Here is a 24872-nt window from a genome sequence, read left to right on the forward strand (position 1 = left end):
TCACAGCCCGCCCGCCGTCAGGGAAGGACGGGAGATGACGCCGAGAGCTCCTCGACGCGGACAGGCAGCGCGTCGTCGCCCGACAGCATGGCACGGAGCAACCGCCGCGACTCCCACCGCAGCGCCACGGGCGCTCGGTCTCTGCGCAGCACCAGACCCCCGTCTGCAGTCGCGTACCGCTTCTGCAGGTGCCCCAGCTCGCCGGCCTGCAGCAACGCGACCGTGCTCCCGGCGGCCGAGTCGACCAGACGGACCAGCGAGGCCGGTCCTGTCAGATCGGTGGCGACGACGCGCTGCTCGCTCGCGGCGAGAATCGTCTTCTGCGCCGCGCGGGTCACGACCAGCGGGCGTGACGGCCCGTCCAGCAGGCCGGCCAGCACGTCCGCCGCGGCGTCAGGGCGACCGGTGCTCCACGCAGCCGCCTGCATCCGCTGCAGGCGACCCGGCTCGCGCAGCACCTCGTCGATCCTCCAGCCGATCGTCGCGGCGGTATTGCACCGGACGGCCGCCCCCTGCTCCATCAGGTAGTCGCCGTTGCGGACCTCCTGCCCCGGGATGGGGTTCACCAGCACCATGGGCAGCCCTGCAGCCATGCACTCCGACGCCGACAGCCCGCCGGGCTTGCCCACGAACAGGTCCGCGGTACGCAGCAGCTGCGGCATCTCCGTCGTGAAACCGAGCACGCGATACCGGTCACCCGCGGGCGCCACCAGGTCCTCGATCCGCCGACGCAGCGCATCGTTGCGTCCGCACACGATCGTGGCCGTGAATGCCGAGCGCATGTGCATCGTCTGCCGTACCACCGACACCGCATAGTCGCCGCCGGTCGCGCCCGCCGAGATCAGCAGCATCGGAGGCGCGTCGGCGTCGCGCGCGGGCGCGCCGTCGCGCTGTCCGGCGATCGGGATACCCGTGGCGGCGACGCGATCAGGGGGAAGGCCGAGCGCTGTGAGCGCCACCCTCCCCTCCTCCCTCGCCACGAAGAGCGCGTGGAACGCGCCCGTGAGCCACAGGCCCTGGAAGTCGTAGTCCGTCGTCACGACAGCGGTCCTCGCATCGATCACGCCGCGGAGGAGCAATGACGCCAGCAGCTGGGCCGGCAGGAAGTGCGTGCACACGATCGCGGTCGGTCTGAACCGTTCGATCGCATCGATGACCGGGACGGCGTTCGCCCGTGTCCACGGGTCGATCGGGCCCCGGCGCCGGAACGGCGGGTCGCTGATGTCGTAGCCCCACTCCACCAGCCACGGCAGACCCTCGACCAGGACGAAGTAACCCTTCCCCAGCAACGCGCGGTACAGCGGGCTACTCACCTGCAGCACGTCGAGCACCTGCACTTCGGCGATGTCGGCGCGCGCGGCGCACGCCTGCTCCACGGCCGCCGCGGCGCTGTTGTGCCCTGCCCCCACCCCTGCGGACAGGATCAGCAGGCGCTCCCCTCCAGCGGTGTCCGACCGTCGTGCAGATGTCCTGCGCATGAGGACAGGCTAGCGGACCGCATCACCCCGGGTTCCCGCAGGAGCTTCGAGCACGTCAGGGGATAGCGTGAAGGATCACCGCACCGTCACATCGTTACCGGGGGATCCTCCTATGGCAGCCAGTCCGAGCATCGACCGAGACCCCGCGGGACGGCAGGTGACGCCCACGACTCTCGGCCAGGCGGCCTGGGCCTTGATGTTCGTGGTCGTCTACATCGCCGTCGCCGCCGGTGCGATCGTCGCCGTCGGGCTCTCGGGCATCGTCGACTTCACGCTCGCGTCCCTTCTGCCGGTCTTCCTCGTCACGGTCACGGTGGCCGCGATGCTCGCCCTCTATCTCCACCTCGTCCGCAGGAACCGCTTCACCCCGGCGGATCTCGGCTTCCGACGCCCCACCGCCCGGCTGGTCCACCTGCTCTGGCAGATTCCGGTCATCATCATCGTCTGCGGCAGCCTGCAGGGCCTCGTCCTCGTCGCGCTGACCTCCCTCGGGGTGGACACGGCGTCGGCCGGCACGGCCGATGACCCCCTCGCGGAGATCGCCGCCCTGCCCGGGCCGTGGATCGTCGTCTGCTTCCTGATCATCGCCGTCCTCACACCGCTCTGGGAGGAAGTCCTGTTCAGGGGCGCCTTCCTGGACGGTTTCACCCGGCGCTTCCGGCCCGGAGTCGCGATCACCCTGTCCGCCGCGCTCTTCGCGGCCGTCCACCTCGTCCCTCTCACGTTCGTCTACCTCTTCACCCTCGGCATCGCGCTGGCCCTCCTTCGACGGTTCCACCGGAACCTCTGGGCGCCGATACTCCTCCACGCCGCCAACAACGCCCTCGTCACCCTCGCCGTCCTCGCCGCCGTCTAGTCCAGCAGGACCCGCATCGCGGCCCGGGCCCACCGAGCGTGTTCCATGGCCCGGTCCCTTCCGGCCGCCGGGTCCTCGCCCGAATGTGTCGTCCTGAGACTCGCCCGTGTTGATCGGTCGGCCGTTCTGGGGTTCTATTCGATAGTCCGCCGGGTTCGCTCCCCAGGACAGAACCACCATCCAGAGCGGTTGAGAGACCTGGCTCGTTGAAGCCGCAGCAACCACCCCGTCGGGGCCGGTGCTACTGCCAGGACCGATGGAGATAGCCTTGTCCCCCGTTGGTGCCACCCTCGCTGAGGGGTGTGCCTGCAGCGTGCGCGGATGGGGAAGCCTCGATCACGACCGAGAGGACCGGCATGACTTCCCGCCCCGCTTCCAGCCCCGCTCCAGCCCGCAGATCCCTGCGTGTCGTCGCGATGATGGGCCTCACCGCACTGGCGCTCACTGCGTGCAGTTCCCCGTCGACCCCTCAGGCAGCGCAGGATGCCGGTACCGGTGGACCGGTCGACGGAGGGACCCTGGTCTACGCCGAGGTCACGCCCATCAACAACTGGCAGACCCAGGCGGCACGCTTCTACGAGAAGTCCAACGTCCTCAACAGCGTCCTGGACCGTCTCACCTACTTCGACGCCGAGCAGGGCGAGCTCGTTCCCTGGATCGCGTCCGAGTTCTCCGCCAACGCCGCTGCAACGGAGTTCACCTTCACGATCCGGCCGGGAGTCACCTTCAGCGACGGTTCTCCCCTGGACGCCGAGGCGGTGAAGCTGAACCTCGACGCCCTGGGGCTCGGGATCGAGTCCGCGCAGATCCAGCCGAATGTCGATTTCGCCGGCTACAGCTCGGCCGAGGTCGTCGGCGAGAACCAGGTGAAGGTCACGCTGTCCTCCCCCAACGCGAATTTCCTCCGGGCGACGTCGTCGGTCACCTCGGGGCTCGTCTCGCCGGCCACCCTGGAACTCGATGCGGCGGGACAATCCGCCATCTCGCAGATCTCCGGCTCCGGTCCCTTCACCTTCGAGTCCGAGAAGCCCGACGAGGAGGTGGTGCTCGCCAAGCGAGCCGACTATGCCTGGGCTCCGGAGACCGCGGAGAACCAGGGGGACGCCTACCTCGACAGGGTGGTCGTCAAGTACCTGCCGGAGGTCGCCCACCGCGCCGGCGCCGTGCAGTCGGGGCAGGTCGACCTGGTACGAGGCCTTCAGCCCCTCGACGAGGAGGCCCTCACGGCCAGCGGGAACCAGGTCCTCCCCGCCGAGGGTGTCGACCTCACCGTGAACATGGCCGCAGTACGGATCGGCAGTGGCAAGCTCGCCGACGAGAACGTCCGTCGGGCGCTGCAGATCGGCATCGACCGGCAGAGCATCAAGGACACCGTCCTGTCCGACAGCTATGAACTCGCCGGGTCGGTGCTGAATCATCAGGCCCCGGGCTTCGTCGACCTGTCCGAGGAGCTCGAGTACCGGCCCGACGAAGCCAGGGCGCTCCTCGACGAAGCCGGATGGGACGTCGGCACGGACGGCATCCGGGAGAAGGACGGGGTGAAGCTCGAGGTCACCGTCACGAGTTCGAACAACTCCGTGGTCATCAGACCCGCCTTCGAACTCATCGAACAGCAGTGGCGGGAGATCGGCGTCAAACTCGACAACCGGGCCGGTGACAACACGTTCCTGGCCACGGCCATGCCCGATCCCGACGTCGAGTTCTTCGGTACCCGCCAGTTCATCTACGGCGGCCTCGGCCCGATCTTCGAACCGGCCGACAACACCATGACGCACACCAGCGACGAGGACCTCAACGTCATCTTCGCGGCGGAACGCGCGGCGGCCCCGGGCCCGGAGCGTGATGACCTGCTCGCCCAGGAACAGCGGGCTTTGGTCGTCGACAAGGCCTACTCGCTGGTGCTGTGGGACGAGGTCCAGGTGTACGGCGCCCACAGCGACACGCACGTGGAGTTCACCTCCGGCACGGCTCCCGTCTTCCAGGGCGCGTGGAAGACGGGCGGATAGGACCTGTGGCACGCTACCTCGCCCAGCGGGTCGGCCAGGCACTCCTCGTGGTGTGGCTCGCCTACACCCTCGTCTTCCTCGCGGTGCAGCTCCTGCCCAGTGACCCCGTGACGATCTTCCTGACCGTCGATTCAGCGGTGGACCAGGCGGCGATCGACACCATGAAGAGTCAGTACGGCTACGACCAGCCGCTGATGGTGCAGTACCTGCACCAGCTGGCAGGGCTGTTCTCCGGAGACTTCGGCTACTCGCTGGCGTCCGGCCAGTCGGTCAGTGACCGGATCAGCGGGGTCGCCGGATCGACCGTCGCCCTGGCGGGCTCGGCGTTCGTCATCGCCGTGGTGATCGCCGTCCTCCTCGTCGCCGCCGCGACCCTCACCCGTCGGGACGCCGTCCGTCGGGTGCTGGTGAACCTGCCTCCCCTGTTCTCGGCGATCCCCGTGTTCTGGCTCGGGCTGGTGCTGCTGGAACTGCTCTCGATCCGCTGGGGCGTCATGTCGCTGTTCCCTGATGGCTCGTTCCTGTCCCTCGCAGTGCCCGTGCTGGTCCTGGCGATCATCGTCTCGGCTCCCGTCGCGCAGGTGCTGCTCAAGAGCATGAACCACGTCTACGAGCAGCCCTTCATCGACGTCCTCCGCGCGAAGGGCGCCTCACGGTCCTGGATCTTCTTCCGCCATGCGCTCAAGAACGCGGCAGGACCGGCCCTGACGATCACCGGGATCACGGTGGGAACACTGTTCGCAGGGTCCGTCATCACCGAGACCGTGTTCGCACGCTCGGGGCTTGGCTCGGTGGTCCTCCAGGCCGTCACGACCCAGGACGTGCCACTGGTGCAGGGACTGGTGCTCCTGACGGCGACGGTCTTCGTCGTCGTCAACCTGATCGTCGACCTGCTGTATCCCCTGCTGGACCCGCGCATCCTCAAGAGCAACGGGCAAGGGGCCCCGCGGGCCCTGGCCGCCTGATGCCCACCATCCGATCGAGGTATCTCCTTGGCACGCAATGATCCGCCCCTGTCCCTGACCGCTGTCGATGCGGGACCGGCAGCCGTCGCCGGTCCTGGAGCACCGGTGCAGCCGGCGCCCGCACGTGGCCCGTCGAGGCGCCCCCGGGGTCCCGCCCGCAACCCGGCCCTGTGGGTGACGGCGCTCCCGCTGACCGTGATCCTGGCCTGGGCCCTGGTGCCGGACTGGTTCACCGCGTACTCGCCCCTCGACGGCGTACCCAGCGACAACTTCCAGGCACCGAACGCCGCCCACCTCTTCGGGACGGACCACCTGGGCCGGGACGTCTTCTCCAGGGTGGTGTTCGGGACACGGCAGACCCTCCTCACCGCGGGCCTCGCCGTCCTCATCGGACTGGTCGTGGGGACGATCATCGGGCTGGTCGCCGCCACGGCGGGACGGGCGGCGGACGCCACGGCCATGCGCCTCGTCGATGTGCTGCTCGCCGTTCCCGGGTTCCTGATCTCCCTGGTCATCGTCACCGCGTTCGCACCCGGACCCGTATCGCTCGGGATAGGCGTCGGCATCGCGTCCATCGCGTCCTTCGCCCGCGTCGTACGCTCCGAGGTGCTGCGCGTCCGGAACCTCGACTTCGTGGAAGCCTCCTTCCTCAACGGCGGGACCTACCGGTCCGTCGTCGTACGCCACATCCTGCCCAACGCCGCCGGCCCCGTCCTCGCGCTGCTCGCCGTGGACCTCGGGGCCGCCATCCTCGCCATCTCCGGTCTGGGATTCCTCGGCTTCGGTGCCCCACCACCCACGCCGGAGTGGGGACTGCTGATCGCCGAAGGACGGCAGTACCTGGGCAGCGCCTGGTGGCTGACCTCGTTGCCGGGCGTCGTCATCGTGGTCACCGTCATCCTGCTGGCCGCACTGGGCCGCCAGCTGCTCAAGACCTTCCGAATCTAGCCAGGAGAACCGTGAACACCGCAGAACCACGCGCCCACCCCGACTCCCCCCGGACCCGGATGCCCCACAGCCCTGCCGAACCGCTGCTCCACGTCCGGGGACTGCGGGTCGAGTACCGCCACCACGGCACGGCCACCCCTGCCGTCGACACTGTCGACCTGACCGTCGGTCGGGGTGAGATCGTCGCCCTGGTCGGCGAATCTGGATCGGGCAAGTCCACGCTCGCGAAGTCGATCATCGGGCTGCTCCCGGCGGCGGCGCACCGGACGGCCGGCACCATCGTCCTCGGCGACACCGAGCTGACCGGCGCGAGGGAGAAGGACCTCGAGAGGATCCGCGGCCGACGGATCGGGCTGGTCCCCCAGGATCCTGGAGCGTCCCTCGACCCGGTCAGGACCATCGGTTCGCAGCTGGCCGAGGTCTTCCGCCTGCACCGGACCGGCCCGCGGCGCTCACGCGGATCGGTGCGGGACGACGTCCTCCGCCTGCTCGACCTCGTGGGCATCGACCGCGCCGAGGAACGGCTCGGGCAGTACCCGCATGAACTCTCCGGCGGCCTCAAGCAGCGCGTGCTCATCGCCATCGCGTTCAGCCTCCGGCCCGAACTGCTCATCGCGGACGAGCCGACGTCAGCACTGGACGTCACCGTGCAGGCGAGGATCCTCGAGGTCTTCGAACGCCTCGCGCGGGAGTTCGGCACCGCAGTGCTCTTCGTGACCCACGACCTCGCGGTGGCGACGGACCATGCCGCGCGCGTCGTCGTCATGCAGAAGGGCCGCATCATCGAGGACCGCCCCGTGGCGGACATCCTCGCCACCCCCGAGGAGGAGTACACGGCACGCCTGCTCGATGAGGCATCCCCCCGCCGCCGCCCGGCGGAAGCCGGCACGCATCCGAGGCCGGAGGCCCGGAACGCGCCGGCCATCGAGGTCCGGGGCCTGACGAAGGACTTCCGGGGGAAACGCGGGCAGCACCGGGCCGTCGACGGCGTGTCCTTCAGCATCGAGCAGGGCACCACCTTCTCCCTCGTCGGCGAATCGGGGTCGGGCAAATCGACGACCGCCCGCATGATCCTGCGCCTGCTCGATCCCACGTCCGGGCACATCCTCATCCACGGCGACGACGTCACCGCCGCCTCCCGCCAGGAGAAACGGGAGCTGTGGCAGAGCCTCCAACTCGTCTACCAGAACCCCGACTCGGCCCTCGATCCCCGCCTGCCGGTCAGGGACATCGTGGGCGAGCCACTGCTCAACTACCGCCTCGGCACCCGCACCGAGCGCTCCACACGCGTCGCCGAGCTCCTCGAGCAGGTCGATCTCCCGCCCGGGCTCGCGGGCAAGCGCCCGCTCGAGCTCTCGGGCGGCCAGCGCCAACGGGTGGCGATCGCCCGCGCCCTGGCTCTGGGTGCCCGGACCCTGGTGCTCGACGAGGCGCTCTCCGCACTCGACGTGCTGACCCAGGCGCAGATCCTCACGCTCCTGGCGGACCTGCAACAGGACCTCGGGCTGACCTACCTCTTCATCTCGCACGACCTCCACGTCGTCGAACGGATCTCGACCACGGTCGGTGTCATGCGGCGGGGACACCTCGTGGAGACCGGCCCCACGGCAGAGGTCTTCGGCAACCCCGCCTCGGAGTACACCAGGGCACTGCTCGCCTCCAATCCCGGACATCGCCTGCGCGCGCTCTCCGAATCCCGCAGCGAAGCCATGCGCGCCGCTCGGACGCCCCGCTCCGACCTCTCCGCCCTGTCGACCCAGTAAGGACCAATGCCATGACCGCTCCCGCCAGCACGTCGTCCCGGATCACGACCGACGCCCCGACCCTCCCCGGGGATGGAACACCTCGGATGTCCGGGGAAGCACGGTACGCGGAGCTCGCTGCGCGTTTCCGACCGGTCTTCCAGCGCATCGCCGAGGGGTCCCTCGACCGGGAGGCGCACCGCATCCTGCCCTTCGAACAGGTGGGGTGGCTGAAGGACGCCGGCTTCACGACGCTTCGCGTGCCCACCCGTCACGGGGGAGACCCCGTGAACCACGAGCACCTGTTCCGGTTGCTGATCGAACTGGCCGAGGCCGACTCGAATGTCGCCCACCTGCTCCGCTCCCACTTCTCCTTCGTCGAGACCGCCGCCCTGCAGCCCTCCGCCTTCCAGGACCGCTGGTTCCCGCGGATCGCGGACGGGCAGATCTTCGGCAACGCGGCCACGGAGCGGGGAGGGAACGCGCTCGGGACCACGCGGACCACCCTGCGGCACGAGGACGGCCGGTGGTTGCTCACCGGCGAGAAGTACTACACCACCGGCAGCATCTTCGCCGACTGGGTCGTGGTCATGGCGAGCACGCAGGGCGTCGAGGGACGCCAGTATGCACTCGTGAGGGCCGACGACGCGCGCGTCACCATCGTGGACGACTGGGACGGTTTCGGACAGCCCCTCACCGGCACCGGGACGGCGCACTTCGCCGGGGTCCCGGTGGACGCCGGGGACATCCTGCAGAGGACGGTGACGGGCACGCTCGAGCCGGCGTTCTTCCAGCTCTTCCTCCTCGCTGTCCTGGCGGGCATCGGACGCGCAGCCCTCCGCGACGTGAGGGACCTCGTCCGCGCCCGCACCCGCACCTTCAACACCGGATCCGGCGGTCTCTTCCGGGACGACCCGCAGATCCAGGAACACGTAGGACACCTGGCCTCGAAGTCCTTCGCCGCCGAGGCGATCGTGGCTGCGGCGGCCCGCGACCTCGACGCCGCCGTCGATCCGGATCTCGCGCTCTCACCCGAGGAGGCGTTCCTCCGCGCCGAACTCGCCGTCCAGCAGGCCCACGTCTCGGTCCCGCCGCTCGTGCTCGCGGCGACCAGTGAACTGTTCGACGTCACCGGCGCATCATCGGTCAGCACCGGCAAGGCGCTCGACCGCCACTGGCGCAACGCACGGACCGTCGCCACCCACAACCCCGCACTCTTCAAGGCACGCTCCGTCGGGGACCACTACCTCAACGGCACCATCCCCACCGGCCTGAACAGCATCGGCGAAGCCACCATCCCGCACCCACCCACCACCGGAGGTACCCCCTGATGTCCGTCTTCACCCAGCGCCCTCGGCTGCTCCTGAGCGCCTTCGCCATGAACACCACCAGCCACATCCTCGGCGGTCAATGGCGTCACCCGGACGCCCGGCAGCACCGCTTCAACGACCTGAAACTCTGGACCGATCTCGCCCGCACCCTCGAGGACGCCAAGTTCGACGCACTCTTCCTCGCCGACGTCGTCGGGCTGTACGGCAACCACGGCGGAGGATGGTCATCCCACGTCGACCGCGGACTCCAGGTCCCCTCCAACGACCCCCTGGTCCTGCAATCAGCGCTCGCGGCGACCACCGAACACCTCGGCCTCGCCCTGACCAGTTCCGTCGTCCAGGCCCACCCGTTCCAGTTCGCCCGCCAGCTCTCCACCCTCGACCACCTCAGCAACGGCCGTGTCGCCTGGAACATCGTCACCAGCGTGCTCGAGAATTCCTTCCGGAACTTCGGCAACGACGGGCTCGTCGAACACGACAGCCGCTACGACTGGGCCGACGAGTACCTCGAGGTCTGCTACAAGCTCTGGGAAGGGTCCTGGGACGACGGCGCACTGCTGCAGGACAAGACCACAGGACGCCATGCCGACGCCTCGAAGGTGCACAAGATCAACCACGAGGGGGCCCGCTACTCCGTCGAAGGGCCCCACCTCGTCGCGCCGTCACCCCAGCGCACGCCGCTGCTGTTCCAGGCCGGCTCATCCGGCCGCGGGCAGCACTTCGCCGCCGCGAACGCAGAAGCGGCCTTCCTCTTCGCGCCCGACGTCGGATATGCGCGGAAGACGACGGCGTCCGTCCGGGCCCTCGCCCGTCGACTGGGGCGGAGGGACGAGGACATCAAGTTCTTCGCGGGCCTGTCCTTCGTCGTCGGCTCCACGGACGCCGAGGTGAAGGCCAAGCAGGCCGACTACGACGAATACCTGGACCTCGACATGATCGTCGCGCACATCGGTGGGGGCATCGGCGTGGACCTCGGTGGACTCCCCCTCGACACCACGCTCGGCGACGTCCGCACGGACGGCGCCCGTGGGGTCCTCGAAGCGCTGTTCGCCTCGGTACCGGGAGGCAACCCGACCATCGCCGATGTGGCCCGGTACCGCGCCTACAACCAGCAGATCGCGGGCACGCCCGAGCAGATCGTCGATCAGCTCGAGTCCTGGCAGGACGCCGGAATCGACGGGATCAACATCATCAACCAGATCATTCCCGGCTCGTACCAGGACTTCATCGACGGCGTCCTGCCCGAACTGCGGCGCCGCGGACTCGCCCAGAGTGACTACCGGCCCGGCACGCTGCGGGAGAAACTCTTCGGCGAAGGACCGCAGCTGCCTGCACGCCACCCCGCCACCGCATACCGCGGATCCTTCGACCACGTGTCTGTCCCCTGACCCGGGACCAGACCGACGGCGAGCGCCACGGACGCCGGGCAGGGAGCGTCGGTCGTACAGCGGCGGGCGCCCTGGCCCGGCACCCGTGGGCCTACAGCTGGTCCTCCAGGTGGAAGACCTCCTCGAGCCGGAGGAAGCCCTCATCCGGGCGTCCCTCGAGCGCCACGAAGAACGGGCCCATCTCCGCCTGCCAGCGGGCGTTGACCTCCGTCGCCGCCATGGCGGCCTGCGACGCGGCGAAGTCCTCGCACTCCACGTACCCGACCAGCAGGCCGTCCGGGCGCAGGAACAGGGAGTAGTTGTCCCACCCGCTGTCCTTCAGCGCCCGGGCCATGTCCGGCCAGATCGCCGCATGGCGCTGCCGGTACTCGGGGATGCGCTCGGGCCGGACCTGCAGCTGGAAGCAGACGCGTTCCATGGGTCTCCGTTCGTCGTCGTGTGGTTCGTCGGTGTGTAGGTCGTCGTGCGGACAGGGATCAGAGCGCGACGTGGCGGTGCTCGACGCCGAGCAGTGACGCCGCGGCCTGCACGTCGGCGGCGCGGTGCCCCACGCACAGCGCCCAGTGGTGGCCGACCCCGGTCCGGCTCCACTCGTCCACCCAGAGCCCGGGGTCGGCCCCGAAGTCCACGCGCGACGTCGTGTTCCCGATCGCGAGCAGGGGGCCGGGGACCACGGTGCCCTCGGAGGTGACGAAGGCGTAGGAGCCGTCCGGATCCTGCCCGATGCCGAAGGTCGTCACCGGGCCCTGCCGGACGTCGAACTCCACCGAGACGCCCCATCCCCGCTTGCCGTGATAGACGCCGAGCCCGCGCAGCAGCGGCTGGGCGGCGCTGACCGCGAGGTGCGCCGGGCCGTCGTGCCCCATCTCCACCACGTCGTCGAAGAAGTTCAGCGCCTGGATCTCCGTGAAGGATCCGCCGGCGCCCATGGCCTGCGACGCGAGCATCGCGATCGAGGTCCGCAGCTCGTACTCCCCCGCCATGGGCACGCCGCGGGCCGTGAGGAGGGAGGCGCCGAGGATCATGCCCGCCCCCAGGCGTTCGTGCTGCTCCCCCGCGAGACCCCGGTGGTAGTAGGCGAGCGAGTCGAGGTCGAACTCGGTGACGAGGCGGTCGAGGCCCACCGAGACCTTCGCACCCCACGCGAAGTCGTCCTCGTCCACGGATCCGTCCACGGTGAACAGGCTGCGCGCGAGGTCCACGCGCTCCCGGACCTGGGCAGCCGTCACCTCGCCCACGAACTCGCGGAGGTCGTCGAACTCGACCACCTCCACATGGGAGCCGAACGTCGTCGAGACCGTGGTGAGATCCGTGGAGACGTCCAGCATGCCCGGATACACGTGGCCCATCAGGCCGTGGCGCGCGTGCCGGAGCCGGCCGCGCACGCCCGCCGCGTGGACCCACCGGTCGATCCGCTGCCACGCGGACTCCTGCTTCAGGTGCCCGGACACCGAGCGGAAGGGGATGCCGGCACGCCGGAAGACGTTCGCGACCTCGGGGACGGGGCACTGCCCGCAGTAGGCGAGCCACTTCCCGGTGTCGAAGTTCGCGTGGTCCATGGCCTCCGTGGGCTGCAGGTCGATCACGAGGACCGGGGTCTGCGAGCGCTGCGCGATCGGCAGCACCATGGAGGACGTCAGGTACGTGGTGAGGAAGATGACGATCAGGTCGCAGTCGGCGCGCCGGAGCTCCTCGGCGGCGGCCGCGGCTTCCCGCGCGTCGGACACGAAGCCGACGTCGGTCACGTCGGCGTCGAGCGCCTCGAAGCGGGAGGTGACGTACCGCACCGATTCCCGGAGCTGCGGCAGGAGGTCGGGGAACTGCGGCCAGTACGCCCCGAGGCCGCCGGAGACGAGCCCGAGGCGCGTGGGACGGCGACGGATCGGCTCGAGCCGGGCCGGGAGGGCCAGGGGCGTGCCGGGGGCGGCCGCGGAATCGGTGGTCATGGGTGCTCCTCGGTGGGGGTAGGAATCCCGTGGGAAGGGCGGGGCATCCGAGGAGGACGCCCCGCCCTGCTCGGCGGCTAGAAGTCGTAGTCGTCGATGTTGTCCGCGTTGAACTGCGTGGGCGGGCCGACGAGCACGATCCCGCCGTCGGCCACCTCGCGCTCGCCGAGTTCACCGGCCTCGAAGGTGTCGCCGACCTCCCCGGTGATGTCGCCGTCGGCGAGTGCCTTGCCCGCGAAGGCCGCGACGTAGCCGAGCTGCGCCGGATCCCAGAGCGCGAACTCGGTGACGGTGCCGTCCTTCACGAACGGCCGCATCTCGTTCGGCAGGCCGAGCCCGGTCAGCGCGACCTCGCCCTTGTACTCGGAGGTGGAGAGGTACCGGGCGGTCGCGGCGATGCCGACCGTGGTGGGCGAGATGATGCCCTTCAGGTCCGGGTAGGCCTGCAGGAGCCCCTGCGCCTCCTGGAAGGACTTCGTGTCGTCGTCGTCGCCGTAGACCTTGGCCACGAGTTCGATCTCCGCGTAGTCGGGGTTGGACGCCAGCTCCTCCTCCATGAACTTGATCCACTCGTTCTGGTTCGTGGCGTTCGCGGTGGCGGAGAGGATGGCGATCTCGCCCGCGCCGCCGATCTGCTCGGAGATGAGCTCGAGCTGGATCAGCGCCACCTCCTTGGCGTCCACCTGGCTGACGAAGAGGTCGCGGTAGTCGGGGTTGGTGTCGGAGTCGAACGCCACGATCTTCGCGCCGGCCGTGCGGGCCTCCTCGAGGGCGGGCCCGACGGCGTCGGGGTCATTGGCGGCGATCACGATCACGTTGGTACCGCGCTGCGTCTCGGCGTTGATGAAGGACACCTGGCTCGACGCGCTGGCGTCCAGCGGCCCGACCACCTCGGCGGACGCGAAGCCGGCCTCCGAGGCGCCGTCCTCACCGCCGCCCAGCACCACGTCGGTGTAGGGGTTGTTGAGCTGCTTGGGGATGAAGGTGATGGTCTGCTCGCCGTCCGACCCGCTGCCGCCCTCGCCGCCGCCGTCGGAGCCGGTGTCGCCGCCGCCGCAGGCACTGAGGACGAGCGCGGCGCTCGTCGCGAGGGCCGCGACGGCCATCCGCCGTCGGGTGGATCCGGAATGGATGAACCTCATTGTTTCTTCCTTTCGATGTGCGCTGGGAACCAGTCGCCGGGTGCAACCCCAGGGGGACGGCCTAGGGAAGTGGTGCGGTGCGGACACGCCTGGCGTGGCGGGCCTCACGGATGGCGGACGCGATGTTCGGCGCCACCACCGAGATGATGAGCAGGGAGCCCGTGACGATGATGAGGACCACCTCCGAGACGCGGTCCAGCTTGAGCGCGTAGTTGATGGTGCCGATCAGCAGCACCCCCGCCAGGACCCCGGGGATGGAGCCCCTGCCGCCGAAGATCGAGACCCCGCCGAGCAGCACCGCCGCGATCACCGCGAGTTCCAGGCCGCTCGCGTTGTCGCTCCGGGCGCTGGAGTACCGGAGCGTCCAGTAGATGCCGGCGAGCGCGGACACCGTGCCGGTGGCCAGGTACAGCAGGAACTTGGACCGGGCGACGTCGATACCCACGAACGTCGCGGCCTCCCTGCTGTACCCGAGGGCGAAAAGGCCCCGGCCGAAGGGCGTGAAGTGCAGGACGACGGCGAACGCGATGACGAGGACCACCACGCCGATCATGACCGTGGGGATGCCGGTGCCGCCGATCTTCGAGGTGAAGAAGGAGGTGAGCCCGGGCGGGAAGTTCGCCACCGCGTTGTCGCCGATCACCACGAGCGCGAGGCCGCGGAAGAGCGCCAGTGTGCCGATGGTGACCGCCAGGGACGGCAGCCCGAGATAGGCGATGAGCACGCCGTTGAACGCGCCGGCGACGAGTCCCGCCAGCAGGCACAGCACGAGGACGAGCGCGATCGGCATGCCGCCCTGCCACAGGACGCCCATGAGTGCGCTGGTCAGCCCGGCGATGCTCGCGACCGAGAGGTCGATCTCCCCCGAGATGATCACCAGCGTCATCGGCAGCGCGATGAGCAGGGTCGGGATGACGTCGAGGAGCAGGAACCCCACGGTGACGGGCGACGCGAACCGCGGGATGGTGAGGCTCGCGTAGAGCACGACGACGATGAGCACGTAGATCATGACGGCGTCGCGCCCGAGGAGGATCCTCGCGGCGCCCGTGCGCCCCTTCGGGATGGCGAGCACCTTCGTGGTGTCCGCCTTCCGCCCCGCCGGGCGGGCCGGCCGGGGGCGCTTCTCCTCGGGGGTCCTGGTGCCTGGGGCGGACATGCGCCTGCCTTTCGCTGGGGTGCCGTTCTCCGGCTGGTGCCCTTCGGGCGGGGTGGCGTGCTGCGGACCGGGCTGGGCGTCGAGGCGGTCAGACATTGCGGGCCTCCGCGATCCTGAGCTTGCGGGCGGATCGGACACTGGCGATGCGGTCGATGACGACGGCGGCGAGGATCAGGACGCCGACGATGGCCTGCTGCCAGAACTTGTCCACGCGCAGTGCCGTCAGGGCGCTGGTGATGGTGGTCAGCAGGAGCGCGCCGATCGCGGCGCCGAGCACGGTGCCGCTGCCACCGAAGATCGCGACGCCGCCCACCACCGCGGCGGCGACGACGTCGAGTTCGAGGCCCGCTCCCGTCGTCGCGCCCACCGAGTTGAAGCGGCTCGCGTACAGGACGCCGGCCAGTCCGGCCAGCAGCCCGTTGACCACGAAGGCGAGCAGGACGCGCCGCGTCACCGGGATGCCGAACAGCCGGGCGGCGTCGGGGTCGGATCCGATGGCGTACAGATCGCGTCCCTGCCGGGTGCCGAACATGTAGACCGCGACGACCGCGACGACGCCCACCGCGATGAGCGTGATCAGGGGGAACCCGAGGAAGGTGTCCACGGACAGGTCCCCGAACGCCTGGGGCCGGTCGCCGGCGAAGTACTGGGTACCGCCGGCCCAGGCGTTGTTGATGCCCCGGAAGATGTAGAGCGTGCCGAGGGTGATGACGAGGGCCGGGACCTTCGCGATGGTGATGAGGAGGCCGTTGAATGCCCCGAGTGCCGCGCCGAGGAGCATCCCGAGGACGAAGACCACGACGATCGGCACATCGGGCGCGGCGGCGAACATGCTGCCGGTCCCGAAGGCGACGAGCCCGAGGATGGATCCGACGGACAGGTCGATGTTCCGCGTGATGATCACGAGGGTCTGACCGACGGCCAGGATCATCAGGATGGTCGCGTTCAGCAGCAGGTCCTTGATGCCCTGCTCGCTGAGGAACAGCGGGTTCAGGGCCGCGGTAACGGCGACGAGCAGCACGAGGGCCAGGATCACCGGGAGTTCGCGGAGCTTCAGGAGCGAGGCGAGGACCGAGGTCCTCTCGTGGCCGGGGGCCGGGTGTACCGGCGCACCTACCGTGCCGTCGAGGCTCATCGCGTGGACTCCAGAGATGCTGTGGCGGCATGCATGACGGTCTCGGCGGTAGCCTCCGCGCGGTCGAGGCGGCCGGTGATCCGACCCTCCCGCATGACCAGCACGCGGTCGGCCATGCCCAGCACCTCGGGCAGTTCGGAGGAGATCATGAGGATCGCGATGCCCCGCCCCGCCAGTTCCGAGATCAGGCGGTGCACCTCGGCCTTCGTGCCGACGTCGATGCCGCGCGTCGGCTCGTCGATGATCAGGAGCTTCGGGTCCGTGGCGAGCCACTTCGCGAGGACGACCTTCTGCTGGTTGCCGCCGGACAGGGTGGAGACGGCGTGCTCGGGAGATCCCGCCTTCACCTGCAGCCGCTTGCCCCAGGTCTCGGCGGCCTCCCGCTCCGCGCTCGCCCTGATGATGCCGAACCGCGCGAGGGAGTGACGGAGTGTCAGTGCCGTGTTGCGTTCGACCGACAGGTCCATGACGAGCCCCTGTTTCCGGCGGTCCTCCGGGACGAAGCCGATCCCGGCGTCGATCGCGGCACGCGGGTCCTTGCGGCGCAGCGGCGTGCCGGACATCCGGACGGTCCCCGACTCGTAGCGGTCGATCCCGAACACGGCACGGGCCACCTCGGTGCGCCCGGCCCCCACCAGCCCGGACAGTGCGACGATCTCGCCCGCCCGCACCTCGAAGTCGATGTCGTGGAAGACGCCCGGCCGGGTCAGCCCCTCGACCGTCAGGACGACGTCGCCCGCCTCCGTCTCCGTCTTCGGGAACAGTGCGTCGATGTCGCGTCCCACCATCTCCCGGACGATCGCCTCGACGGACGTCGCCCGCGTCTCGTGGGTCGCGATGTAGGCGCCGTCCCGCATGACCGTGATGCGGTCGCACAGGCCGAAGACCTCGTCGAAGCGGTGGGAGATGAACAGGATGCCGCTGCCGGCGTCGCGCAGGCGGCGGGCGACGGCGAACAGGCGGTCCACCTCGACGCCGCTGAGCGCCGCCGTGGGCTCGTCCATGACGAGGATGCGGGCGTCGAGGGAGATGGCCTTGGCGATCTCGATGATCTGCTGGTCGGCGATGGACAGTCCCTCGGCCACGCGGTCGGGGTCGATCGGGACGCCGAGCTGGTCGAAGAGCTCCCGGGCGCGGCGCCGCATCTCGACGCGGCTGATGAGGCCGAAGCGGCCCCTGGGCTGGCGCCCGATGAAGATGTTCTCCGCGACCGTGAGATCGGGGAAGAGCGTGGGCTCCTGGTAGATGACGGAGATCCCCGCGGCCTTGCTGTCGGCGACGTTGCGGAAGCTGACGTCCTGCCCCCCGACGAGGAACTCCCCGGCATCCGGGTGGTGCACCCCCGCGAGGATCTTCACGAGCGTCGACTTCCCCGCGCCGTTCTCGCCGACCAGCGCGTGGATCTCGCCCGCCGCCAGGTCGATGGTGCCGTCGGCGAGCGCGACGACCGGGCCGAAGGTCTTCAGCGCGCCGCGGAGCGCCAGCACGGGAGCCCGCCCCGGTGCGGACGGGTCCGCGGCCTCACTGCCACGGCCATCAGGGTGCGTCACTGCAACTCCTCAGGAAGAAATGAATCGTTTCAGATTCGATGTCCTCGAATAGTAGGCGCGACCTCCGGGACCGTCAACAGGCCGAGATCGGACTGTGACCCCGGCTGACGGCGGGGCCGGCCCGTCAGCCGGCGGCGGCCACCCGCGCCCGCGTGCTGCGGCGCTCCACGAGTTCGGGGTCGAAGATCACCTGGCGACGGCGGGCCGTGGGCCCCTCGATCTCCTCGAGGAGCAGTTCGACGGCGGTGCGCCCCATGAGTTCGGTCGGCTTGCGGACGCTCGTCAGCGGGACGACGGTGGAGGCGGAGAAGTCGATGTCGTCGTACCCGATCAGGGCGAGGTCCTCGGGGATCCTGAGGCCCCGGATCAGCAGGACCGCCTGCATGACGCCGATCGCGAGGAGGTCGTTGGCGCAGAAGATGCCGTCCGGCAGCTCCCCGTGCCGGCGCTGTGCGATCGCCTCCCCGACGTCCCGGCCCGCCAGCACCGTCATGGCCTCCGCGGCGAGGACCTCGAGCACGGCGCCGTCGTGCTCCGCGATCGCCTGGCGGGCACCGGCCAGGCGATCCGCGACCTGCCGGTAGTCGGCCCTGGTCCCCACGAACGCGATCCGCCGCCGGCCCGCCTCGAGCAGGTGCCGCACGGCGATGTAGCCACCGGCGACGTCATCCACGGACACCGAGCTGCAGCGCCGCTGCGGATCCACGCGGTCCACCAGCACCACGGGCATGCCGCGCTGCCGGAGCGCCTCGACGCGCGGCCCCACGTCCCCGACGGGCGAGATGAGCATGCCCTGCACCCGCTGCTGCTCGAAGACGTCGATGTACCGGGCTTCGCGCTCGGCGTCCTGCCCGCTGTCGCCGAGCACCACGGTGCTCCCGTTCTCGGCCGCGCAGTCCTCGGCCGCCCGGGCGAGGGAGGAGAAGAAGGGGTTGGCGACGTCGAGCACGACCAGGCCGATGGTGCGGCTCTGGCCCGCCCTCAGCTGCCGGGCGGCGTCGTTCCGCACGAAGCCGAGCCCGTCGATCGCGGCCTGCACGCGCTCGCGGGTGGCCGTGGAGACGCGCGCGGGATGGTTCAGCACGTTCGAGACCGTCCCGACCGCCACCCCGGCCCTGTCCGCGACGTCCTTGATACTGACTGGTCGGCTGCTCATGGGGACTCCGGCTGTCTCGGAGGTCGCGTCGCGCGTCGGCGGGACGCCGACGGGACGGTTGACACTCGGTCTCCAGCAAGGATAGCTTTGAAACGTGCTAATGAAACGATTCAAAAGCACGGCGCATCCATGTCCCCGTCCGGGCCCCGTCCGGACGGGCGAAAGACCCCGAGAATCATCGCCGGTGGAATGAAGCACCCGGCCCGCATGCTGGAGAGAGTACATGACTGTCATCGACGACATCACGGCAGAGCTGGACCAGCTCGCCATCGAAGTGCCCTCCTGGGCCTACGGCAATTCCGGGACCCGGTTCAAGGTCTTCGCGACGCCCGGCACGCCCCGCACCGTCCACGAGAAGATCGCCGACGCGGGCATGGTCCACCGGCTGACCGGCCTCGCCCCGAGCGTGGCCCTCCACATCCCCTGGGACACGGTGGACGACTACGGGAGCCTCGCCGCCCACGCCGGAGAGCACGGCGTGCGGCTCGGCACCATCAACAGCAACACGTTCCAGGACGACGACTACAAGTTCGGCAGCCTGACGCACAGCGACGCCGCCGTGCGGAACAAGGCGATCGACCACATGTACGAGTGCATCGAGGTCATGAACGTCACCGGCTCCCGGGACCTGAAGATCTGGCTGGCTGACGGCTCCAACTACCCGGGACAGGCCGACATGCGGTCCCGGCAGGACTGGCTGCAGGACTCCCTCCGGAAGGTGTACGACCGCCTCGGCGAGGGCCAGCGGCTGGTGCTCGAGTACAAGTTCTTCGAGCCGGCCTTCTATCACACGGACGTCCCCGACTGGGGCACCTCCTACGCCCACTGCCAGCAGCTCGGCGACAAGGCCCTCGTCTGCCTCGACACGGGCCACCACGCGCCCGGGACCAACATCGAGTTCATCGTGGCGCAGCTGATCCGCCTCGGGAAGCTCGGCTCCTTCGACTTCAACTCGCGTTTCTACGCCGACGACGACCTGATCGTCGGGGCGGCGGACCCGTTCCAGCTGTTCCGCATCATGGCGGAGGTGATCCGCGGCGGCGGCCTGGCTCCGTCCAGCGGGATCGCCCTCATGCTCGACCAGTGCCACAACCTCGAGGAGAAGATCCCGGGTCAGATCCGCTCGGTGCTGAACGTGCAGGAGATGACGGCGCGCGCCCTGCTCATCGACCGCCCCGCCCTCACCGCGGCGCAGGAGGCCGGTGACGTCCTCGGCGCGAACGCCCTCATGATGGACGCCTTCTACACCGACGTCCGCCCGGCCCTTGCCCAGTGGCGGGAGTCGAAGGGGCTCCCCGCGGACCCCATGGACGCATACCGCGAGAGCGGCTACCAGGACCGGATCAACACCGAGCGGCAGGGCGGCCGCCAGGCCGGATGGGGAGCATGACAGTGACGACGACGCAGCCGACGACGGCCACCTCTACCAACAGCACGACCAACCGGACCGTGAGCGAGCTCATCGCACGCTCCAACCGGCTCGGCGCCGACAAGCGCACCACGAACTACGCCGGCGGCAACACGTCCGCCAAGGGCACGGGCGTCGATCCGGTCACGGGCGAGGACGTCGAGCTGCTCTGGGTGAAAGGGTCCGGCGGGGACCTCGGGACGCTCACGGAGTCCGGGCTCGCCGTCCTGCGCCTGGACCGCCTGCAGGCCCTGCGCTCGGTGTACCCGGGCGTGGAGCGCGAGGACGAGATGGTCGCCGCCTTCGACTACACCCTGCACGGCAAGGGCGGGGCGGCACCGTCCATCGACACGGCGATGCACGGCCTCGTCGACGCGGCCCACGTGGATCACCTGCACCCCGACTCCGGGATCGCCGTCGCGACCGCGGCGGACGGCGAGGCCCTGACCCGGACGATCTTCGGGCCCAAGGTGGTCTGGGTGCCCTGGCGCCGGCCCGGTTTCCAGCTCGGCCTCGACATCGCCACCCTCAAGGAGGCGAACCCCGAAGCCATCGGCACCATCCTCGGCGGCCACGGCATCACAGCCTGGGGCGAGACGTCCGCGGAGGCCGAGGCGAACTCCCTGTGGATCATCGAGGCGGCGGAGCGGTACATCGCCGAGCACGGCCGGGCCCAGCCCTTCGGCCCCACGCTCGAAGGGTATGCCGCGCTGCCCGAGGAGGAGCGCCGGGCGAAGGCCGCGGCCCTCGCCCCGACCATCCGCGGACTCGCCTCCACCGACAGGGCGCAGGTGGGCCACTTCACCGACGACCCCCGCGTCCTCGACTTCCTCGCCTCCACCGAACACCCGCGCCTCGGGGCGCTCGGGACCAGCTGCCCCGACCACTTCCTCCGCACCAAGGTCAAGCCGCTGATCCTCGACCTCCCAGCCGACGCCGACGTCGAGAGCTGCCTGCTGCGCCTGCGTGAACTGCACACCGCGTACCGGGCGGACTACGCCGCCTACTACGACCGCCACGCGACGCCGGACTCCCCCGCGATGCGCGGCGCGGACCCGGCGATCGTGCTGGTGCCCGGCGTCGGCATGTTCTCCTACGGCGCCACCCAGCAGACCGCCCGCGTCGCCGGGGAGTTCTACCTCAACGCCATCAATGTCATGCGGGGCGCCGAGGCCATCTCGGCCTACGCGCCGATCGAGGAGGGCGAGAAGTTCCGCATCGAGTACTGGGCCCTCGAGGAGGCCAAGCTCGCGCGGATGCCGAAACCGAAGTCCCATGCGGGACGCATCGCCCTGGTGACGGGGGCGGCGTCGGGCATCGGCAAGGCCATCGCGACGCGCCTCGCCGCGGAGGGAGCGTGCGTGGTCATCGCGGACCTCGACATCGCCAGCGCGAACGGCGTCGCCGACGCACTCGGCGGGCCCGACGTCGCCATCGGCGTGCAGGCCGACGTCACCGATCCGGCCCAGGTGCTCCGCGCCGTGAAGGCCGCCGTGCTGGCGTTCGGCGGGCTGGACCTCGTGGTCAACAACGCCGGCCTGTCCATCTCCAAGCCCCTGCTCGAGACCACGGAGAAGGACTGGGACCTGCAGCACAACGTCATGGCGAAGGGGTCCTTCCTCATGTCACAGGCCGCCGCGAAGGTGCTCATCGAGCAGGACATGGGCGGGGACATCATCTACATCTCCTCCAAGAACTCCGTGTTCGCCGGGCCCAACAACATCGCCTACAGCGCAACGAAGGCGGACCAGGCGCACCAGGTGCGGCTCCTCGCCGCCGAACTCGGGGGGTACGGGGTGCGCGTCAACGGCATCAATCCCGACGGCGTGGTCCGCGGCTCCGGGATCTTCGCCGGCGGCTGGGGCGCCAAGCGGGCCGCCGTGTACGGCGTGGAGGAGGAGAAGCTGGGCGAGTACTACGCCCAGCGCACCCTGCTCAAGCGCGAGGTGCTCCCGGAGAACGTCGCCAACGCCGTCGCGGTCCTGACCTCCGCCGAGCTCTCACACACGACGGGCCTGCACATCCCCGTGGACGCGGGCGTGGCCGCCGCGTTCCTGCGCTGACATGGCTGCCGGCACCACACCGGTGTTCGTGGCCGTCGACATCGGGGCGTCCTCCGGTCGGGTGATCCTCGGGCGGCTCACGGACGCCGGTCCGGAGCTCGACACCGTGCACCGCTTCCCCAACGGTGCGCAGTTCCTCGGCGGCGCCCTGCGGTGGGACGTCGACGCCCTGGTTGCGGAGGTGCTGGTGGGACTGCGCCGGGCGGGAGAGGCCACGGCCCGGACGGGTGCCACCGTCATGAGCATCGGCATCGATACCTGGGCCGTGGACTACGGGCTCGTCGACGACGCCGGCATGCTCCGGCACCTGCCCTTCAGCTACCGTGACGGACGCACCGCGGCGAGCATCGACGTCGTGCACGACGCCGTGCCGCCCGGGCAGCTGTACGCGCGCACCGGGCTGCAGTTCCTGCCGTTCAACACGGTGTACCAGCTCGCCGCCGAGCGGTCGCTCCAGGGCGTCCAGGCGCTGCTCATCCCCGACCTGCTCGCGTACCGGCTGACCGGCGAGCGCCGCACCGAGGCGACGAACGCCTCCACCACGGGACTGCTCGACGCCGCCACCGGCACCTGGGCGGAGGATTTCTTCGCCCCGCTCGCCCTGTCGCCGGAGCTCTTCCCGCCGCTCGTCGAACCCGGCACGCTGATCGGCCGCCTGCTGCCGGCCATCGCCTCGGAGACTGGCCTCCCGGCCGACACCGCCGTCGTCGCCGTCGGATCGCACGACACCGCCTCCGCCGTCGCCGCAGTTCCCGCGGACACCCCACACTTCGCCTACATCTCCTCGGGCACGTGGTCGCTCGTCGGCGTCGAGCTCGACGCACCCATCCTGACCGCGGAGAGCCGCACCGCGAACTTCACCAACGAACGCGGCGTGGACGGGACCATCCGCTACCTGCGCAACACCGGCGGCCTCTGGCTGCTGCAGGAGTGCCTGCGGGAATGGAGCATCGAAGGGCCTGAACCCGATCTCGCGGGGCTGCTGGCTGCGGCCGCGGACCTGCCGCCCGACGGGCCGATCATCGACGCCGACAGCACCGACTTCCTGGCGCCGGGCTCCATGCCGGCGCGCATCCGCCGGGCCGCCGGGGCGGCGCCGGGTGGCCTGCCGACGCGGGAGGCCGTGGTCCGCTGCATCCTGGACAGCCTCGCCGCGGCCTACGCCCGCACGCTGCGGGACGCCGTCCGGCTGTCAGGACACCGCATCGACGTCATCCACGTGGTGGGCGGAGGATCGCAGAACGCGCTGCTCTGCCAGTTGACCGCCGACCGCACGGGCCTGCCGGTGCTCGCCGGTCCGGTCGAGGCGACGGCGCTCGGCAACGTCCTCGTCCAGGCGCGGGCCGCCGGCCTGCTGGACGGCGGACCCGGATCGTCCGGCCCTCTCCTGGCCGGTATCCGCGCGGCCGCCCGCCGATCGGCCCGGACCGTCCGCTACGAGCCTGCTGAGCGCCCGGCCGCGACCGCGCGGGTTCCGTCAGCGACGTGAGCGAAGGGCCACTGGCCCTTTCGCCGTCGACGGGTCGACGACGGCGCCGCGCTGCACCATCTCGGCGAGGCCACGGTTCACGAGGCGGCGCGCAGCGTTCCGGGCGGGCTCGTGCAGGAGACTCCCGCCCTCCCCGTCGAGTGCCCGGGCGGCGTCCGCCGGATCGATGCCCTGTCCGCGCGGCACGCTCCGCAGACGCGTCAGGAGCCAGTCCTCGAGGGCCGCATCGATCGGCCTCACCTTGCGGGCCCGGCAGGCGTCGCTGCAGTAGAGCACCGTGTCCCAGGTCCGCTCCCACTTCTTCCGCCACTCCATGCGGCGGCCGCACGACCTGCAGTACTTCGCGTCGGTGGGAGCACCGGGGCCGGGACCCTGCGCGGGCGGCCTCACCCGCGGCGTCACGTGCGCCCGGACTCGGCGCGGAGGATGGCGAAGCCGGGCCGCACCCGGAGGTCCACGGAGCGTGCGTCGGAGGCCTGCTCGACGGCGTCGGCTGCCCGGTTCACCGGGCCCTGCTCGTCTGCGCTGCTGTCCCTGGTCACGGCGGTCCTTCCCGTCATCCCCGCCGGTCCTGCGGCGGGCCGTCGCGGGGAGGGACTGCGGTTCGGTGATTGCGTCAAGCATAGGAGACGCCGCTACGCCCTGTTCAGCCCGAGTCAGCAGGAGTCAGCAGGAGCAGCACCGGCGCGACCGTGCACCGCGCCCCGGGCGTCACCGTCGATACCGCGCGGTGATTGGACCACCGGGATCGACGACGCACCCCGCATCGTCGGCAGTCTATGGCCGGATAAGCCGACAATCGGCCGCCAGCGCAACATGACGTCCCGAGCTGCGCTACAGATCAAGGTGGATGCCGCCGAACAACATCCCTGGGCCAACACGATGAGGGGTGGTCCAGTCTTGGAGCGATGAACCAGGCTGGGACTGGGTCGAGCCGCCGTCGGCGTCGGCGTCGGCGTCGGTTGGAGCATCAGATTGTGTGAACTCGCTGTACGGCACAGGGGTCGAAGGCCTCTAGCAGAAGGTCCGCCAATAGATGGACGATCGGGGGAGACAGACCTCGATCCCCGTTGCCCGAAAACAAAGGAATCATCATGAGCGCCATACGCCCGC

The 24872-nt window shown here is 70.2% G+C and carries 20 protein-coding genes and 1 riboswitch; of the genes, 10 read left to right on the forward strand and 10 right to left on the reverse strand.

Annotation, left to right across the window (positions count from 1 at the left end; genetic code table 11):
- Window positions 1-17: 17 nt before the first annotated feature.
- Window positions 18-1478, reverse strand: coding sequence for an MGDG synthase family glycosyltransferase (locus RY94_RS04815; protein WP_043442301.1), 1461 nt, complete (start codon window positions 1476-1478; stop codon window positions 18-20).
- Between the two features lie 112 nt (window positions 1479-1590).
- On the opposite strand from RY94_RS04815, the gene RY94_RS04820 reads away from it, so the two are divergent.
- The 7 genes from RY94_RS04820 (at window position 1591) to RY94_RS04850 (ending at window position 10714) form a co-directional block, all read left to right on the forward strand.
- Window positions 1591-2334, forward strand: coding sequence for a CPBP family intramembrane glutamic endopeptidase (locus RY94_RS04820; protein ID WP_043442303.1), 744 nt, complete (start codon window positions 1591-1593; stop codon window positions 2332-2334).
- A 173-nt stretch (window positions 2335-2507) separates the two neighbouring features.
- Window positions 2508-2597: riboswitch (SAM riboswitch) on the forward strand.
- A 93-nt stretch (window positions 2598-2690) separates the two neighbouring features.
- Window positions 2691-4340 carry an ABC transporter substrate-binding protein gene (locus tag RY94_RS04825; protein ID WP_043442305.1) on the forward strand — a complete coding sequence of 550 codons (1650 nt, stop codon included), beginning with the start codon at window positions 2691-2693 and terminating at the stop codon, window positions 4338-4340.
- A gap of 5 nt (window positions 4341-4345) precedes the next feature.
- The gene (locus RY94_RS04830) at window positions 4346-5305 is read left to right on the forward strand and encodes an ABC transporter permease (RefSeq protein WP_043442307.1); all 960 of its coding nucleotides are present in this window, start codon (window positions 4346-4348) and stop codon (window positions 5303-5305) included.
- Between the two features lie 27 nt (window positions 5306-5332).
- On the forward strand, window positions 5333-6253 hold the full coding sequence (locus RY94_RS04835; RefSeq protein ID WP_231554418.1) for an ABC transporter permease: 921 nt from the start codon (window positions 5333-5335) through the stop codon (window positions 6251-6253).
- A gap of 11 nt (window positions 6254-6264) precedes the next feature.
- Complete coding sequence (locus RY94_RS04840) at window positions 6265-8016, forward strand: dipeptide ABC transporter ATP-binding protein (protein WP_442853435.1); 1752 nt, start codon at window positions 6265-6267, stop codon at window positions 8014-8016.
- Between the two features lie 11 nt (window positions 8017-8027).
- Window positions 8028-9326 carry an acyl-CoA dehydrogenase gene (locus RY94_RS04845; protein ID WP_043442310.1) on the forward strand — a complete coding sequence of 433 codons (1299 nt, stop codon included), beginning with the start codon at window positions 8028-8030 and terminating at the stop codon, window positions 9324-9326.
- Complete coding sequence (locus RY94_RS04850) at window positions 9326-10714, forward strand: NtaA/DmoA family FMN-dependent monooxygenase (RefSeq protein WP_052273957.1); 1389 nt, start codon at window positions 9326-9328, stop codon at window positions 10712-10714. Before RY94_RS04845 ends, RY94_RS04850 begins: the two co-directional genes overlap by 1 nt.
- A 91-nt stretch (window positions 10715-10805) precedes the next feature.
- Here RY94_RS04850 and RY94_RS04855 read toward each other — a convergent pair whose 3' ends face one another.
- From RY94_RS04855 to RY94_RS04885, 7 genes are all read right to left on the reverse strand, one after another.
- Window positions 10806-11132, reverse strand: coding sequence for an L-rhamnose mutarotase (locus tag RY94_RS04855; protein ID WP_043442312.1), 327 nt, complete (start codon window positions 11130-11132; stop codon window positions 10806-10808).
- Between the two features lie 58 nt (window positions 11133-11190).
- Complete coding sequence (locus RY94_RS04860) at window positions 11191-12660, reverse strand: L-fucose/L-arabinose isomerase family protein (RefSeq protein WP_043442316.1); 1470 nt, start codon at window positions 12658-12660, stop codon at window positions 11191-11193.
- A gap of 77 nt (window positions 12661-12737) precedes the next feature.
- Entirely contained in the window at window positions 12738-13802 is a 1065-nt protein-coding gene (rhaS, locus tag RY94_RS04865) for a rhamnose ABC transporter substrate-binding protein (RefSeq protein WP_052273958.1), read from the reverse strand.
- A 61-nt stretch (window positions 13803-13863) separates the two neighbouring features.
- Window positions 13864-14958 carry an ABC transporter permease gene (locus RY94_RS04870; protein WP_082046153.1) on the reverse strand — a complete coding sequence of 365 codons (1095 nt, stop codon included), beginning with the start codon at window positions 14956-14958 and terminating at the stop codon, window positions 13864-13866.
- 88 nt (window positions 14959-15046) lie between these two features.
- Complete coding sequence (locus RY94_RS04875; protein WP_043442319.1) at window positions 15047-16093, reverse strand: ABC transporter permease; 1047 nt, start codon at window positions 16091-16093, stop codon at window positions 15047-15049.
- Window positions 16090-17643, reverse strand: coding sequence for a sugar ABC transporter ATP-binding protein (locus tag RY94_RS04880; protein WP_052273959.1), 1554 nt, complete (start codon window positions 17641-17643; stop codon window positions 16090-16092). Before RY94_RS04880 ends, RY94_RS04875 begins: the two co-directional genes overlap by 4 nt.
- 124 nt (window positions 17644-17767) lie before the next feature.
- A complete protein-coding gene (locus RY94_RS04885) occupies window positions 17768-18799 on the reverse strand; it encodes a LacI family DNA-binding transcriptional regulator (RefSeq protein WP_043442324.1) in 1032 nt (343 codons plus the stop codon).
- Between the two features lie 223 nt (window positions 18800-19022).
- Between RY94_RS04885 and rhaI the strand changes: the two genes are divergently transcribed.
- From rhaI to RY94_RS04900, 3 genes are read left to right on the forward strand one after another with little or no spacing between them, the layout of a single operon-like run.
- Complete coding sequence (gene rhaI, locus RY94_RS04890; protein WP_043442326.1) at window positions 19023-20189, forward strand: L-rhamnose isomerase; 1167 nt, start codon at window positions 19023-19025, stop codon at window positions 20187-20189.
- Window positions 20186-22270: a bifunctional rhamnulose-1-phosphate aldolase/short-chain dehydrogenase gene (locus tag RY94_RS04895; RefSeq protein WP_052273960.1), complete on the forward strand. Its 2085-nt coding sequence runs from the start codon at window positions 20186-20188 to the stop codon at window positions 22268-22270. The genes rhaI and RY94_RS04895 overlap by 4 nt, the downstream gene beginning before the upstream one ends.
- 1 nt (window position 22271) lies before the next feature.
- A complete protein-coding gene (locus RY94_RS04900; protein ID WP_043442328.1) occupies window positions 22272-23759 on the forward strand; it encodes a rhamnulokinase in 1488 nt (495 codons plus the stop codon).
- Here the strand turns inward: RY94_RS04900 and RY94_RS18320 are convergent.
- Both RY94_RS18320 and RY94_RS18325 read right to left on the reverse strand, forming a co-directional pair.
- Window positions 23748-24161, reverse strand: a complete 414-nt coding sequence (locus tag RY94_RS18320) for a DUF2256 domain-containing protein (RefSeq protein WP_331374898.1) — start codon at window positions 24159-24161, stop codon at window positions 23748-23750. The genes RY94_RS04900 and RY94_RS18320 overlap by 12 nt on opposite strands.
- Complete coding sequence (locus tag RY94_RS18325; RefSeq protein ID WP_231554420.1) at window positions 24158-24301, reverse strand: hypothetical protein; 144 nt, start codon at window positions 24299-24301, stop codon at window positions 24158-24160. Before RY94_RS18325 ends, RY94_RS18320 begins: the two co-directional genes overlap by 4 nt.
- Between the last annotated feature and the right edge of the window lie 571 nt (window positions 24302-24872).

Source organism: Arthrobacter sp. L77 (genome assembly GCF_000816565.1).
Taxonomy (GTDB): domain Bacteria; phylum Actinomycetota; class Actinomycetes; order Actinomycetales; family Micrococcaceae; genus Arthrobacter_D; species Arthrobacter_D antioxidans.

Bases quoted from the DNA above. Each gene is read 5' to 3' on its own strand.
- RY94_RS04815 (WP_043442301.1), bottom strand. From the start codon at position 1,478: ATGCGCAGGACATCTGCACGACGGTCGGACACCGCTGGAGGGGAGCGC.
- RY94_RS04820 (WP_043442303.1), top strand. From the start codon at position 1,591: ATGGCAGCCAGTCCGAGCATCGACCGAGACCCCGCGGGACGGCAGGTG.
- RY94_RS04825 (WP_043442305.1), top strand. From the start codon at position 2,691: ATGACTTCCCGCCCCGCTTCCAGCCCCGCTCCAGCCCGCAGATCCCTG.
- RY94_RS04845 (WP_043442310.1), top strand. From the start codon at position 8,028: ATGACCGCTCCCGCCAGCACGTCGTCCCGGATCACGACCGACGCCCCG.
- RY94_RS04850 (WP_052273957.1), top strand. From the start codon at position 9,326: ATGTCCGTCTTCACCCAGCGCCCTCGGCTGCTCCTGAGCGCCTTCGCC.
- RY94_RS04855 (WP_043442312.1), bottom strand. From the start codon at position 11,132: ATGGAACGCGTCTGCTTCCAGCTGCAGGTCCGGCCCGAGCGCATCCCC.
- RY94_RS04860 (WP_043442316.1), bottom strand. From the start codon at position 12,660: ATGACCACCGATTCCGCGGCCGCCCCCGGCACGCCCCTGGCCCTCCCG.
- rhaS (WP_052273958.1), bottom strand. From the start codon at position 13,802: ATGAGGTTCATCCATTCCGGATCCACCCGACGGCGGATGGCCGTCGCG.
- RY94_RS04870 (WP_082046153.1), bottom strand. From the start codon at position 14,958: ATGTCCGCCCCAGGCACCAGGACCCCCGAGGAGAAGCGCCCCCGGCCG.
- RY94_RS04875 (WP_043442319.1), bottom strand. From the start codon at position 16,093: ATGAGCCTCGACGGCACGGTAGGTGCGCCGGTACACCCGGCCCCCGGC.
- RY94_RS04885 (WP_043442324.1), bottom strand. From the start codon at position 18,799: ATGAGCAGCCGACCAGTCAGTATCAAGGACGTCGCGGACAGGGCCGGG.
- rhaI (WP_043442326.1), top strand. From the start codon at position 19,023: ATGACTGTCATCGACGACATCACGGCAGAGCTGGACCAGCTCGCCATC.
- RY94_RS04895 (WP_052273960.1), top strand. From the start codon at position 20,186: ATGACAGTGACGACGACGCAGCCGACGACGGCCACCTCTACCAACAGC.
- RY94_RS04900 (WP_043442328.1), top strand. From the start codon at position 22,272: ATGGCTGCCGGCACCACACCGGTGTTCGTGGCCGTCGACATCGGGGCG.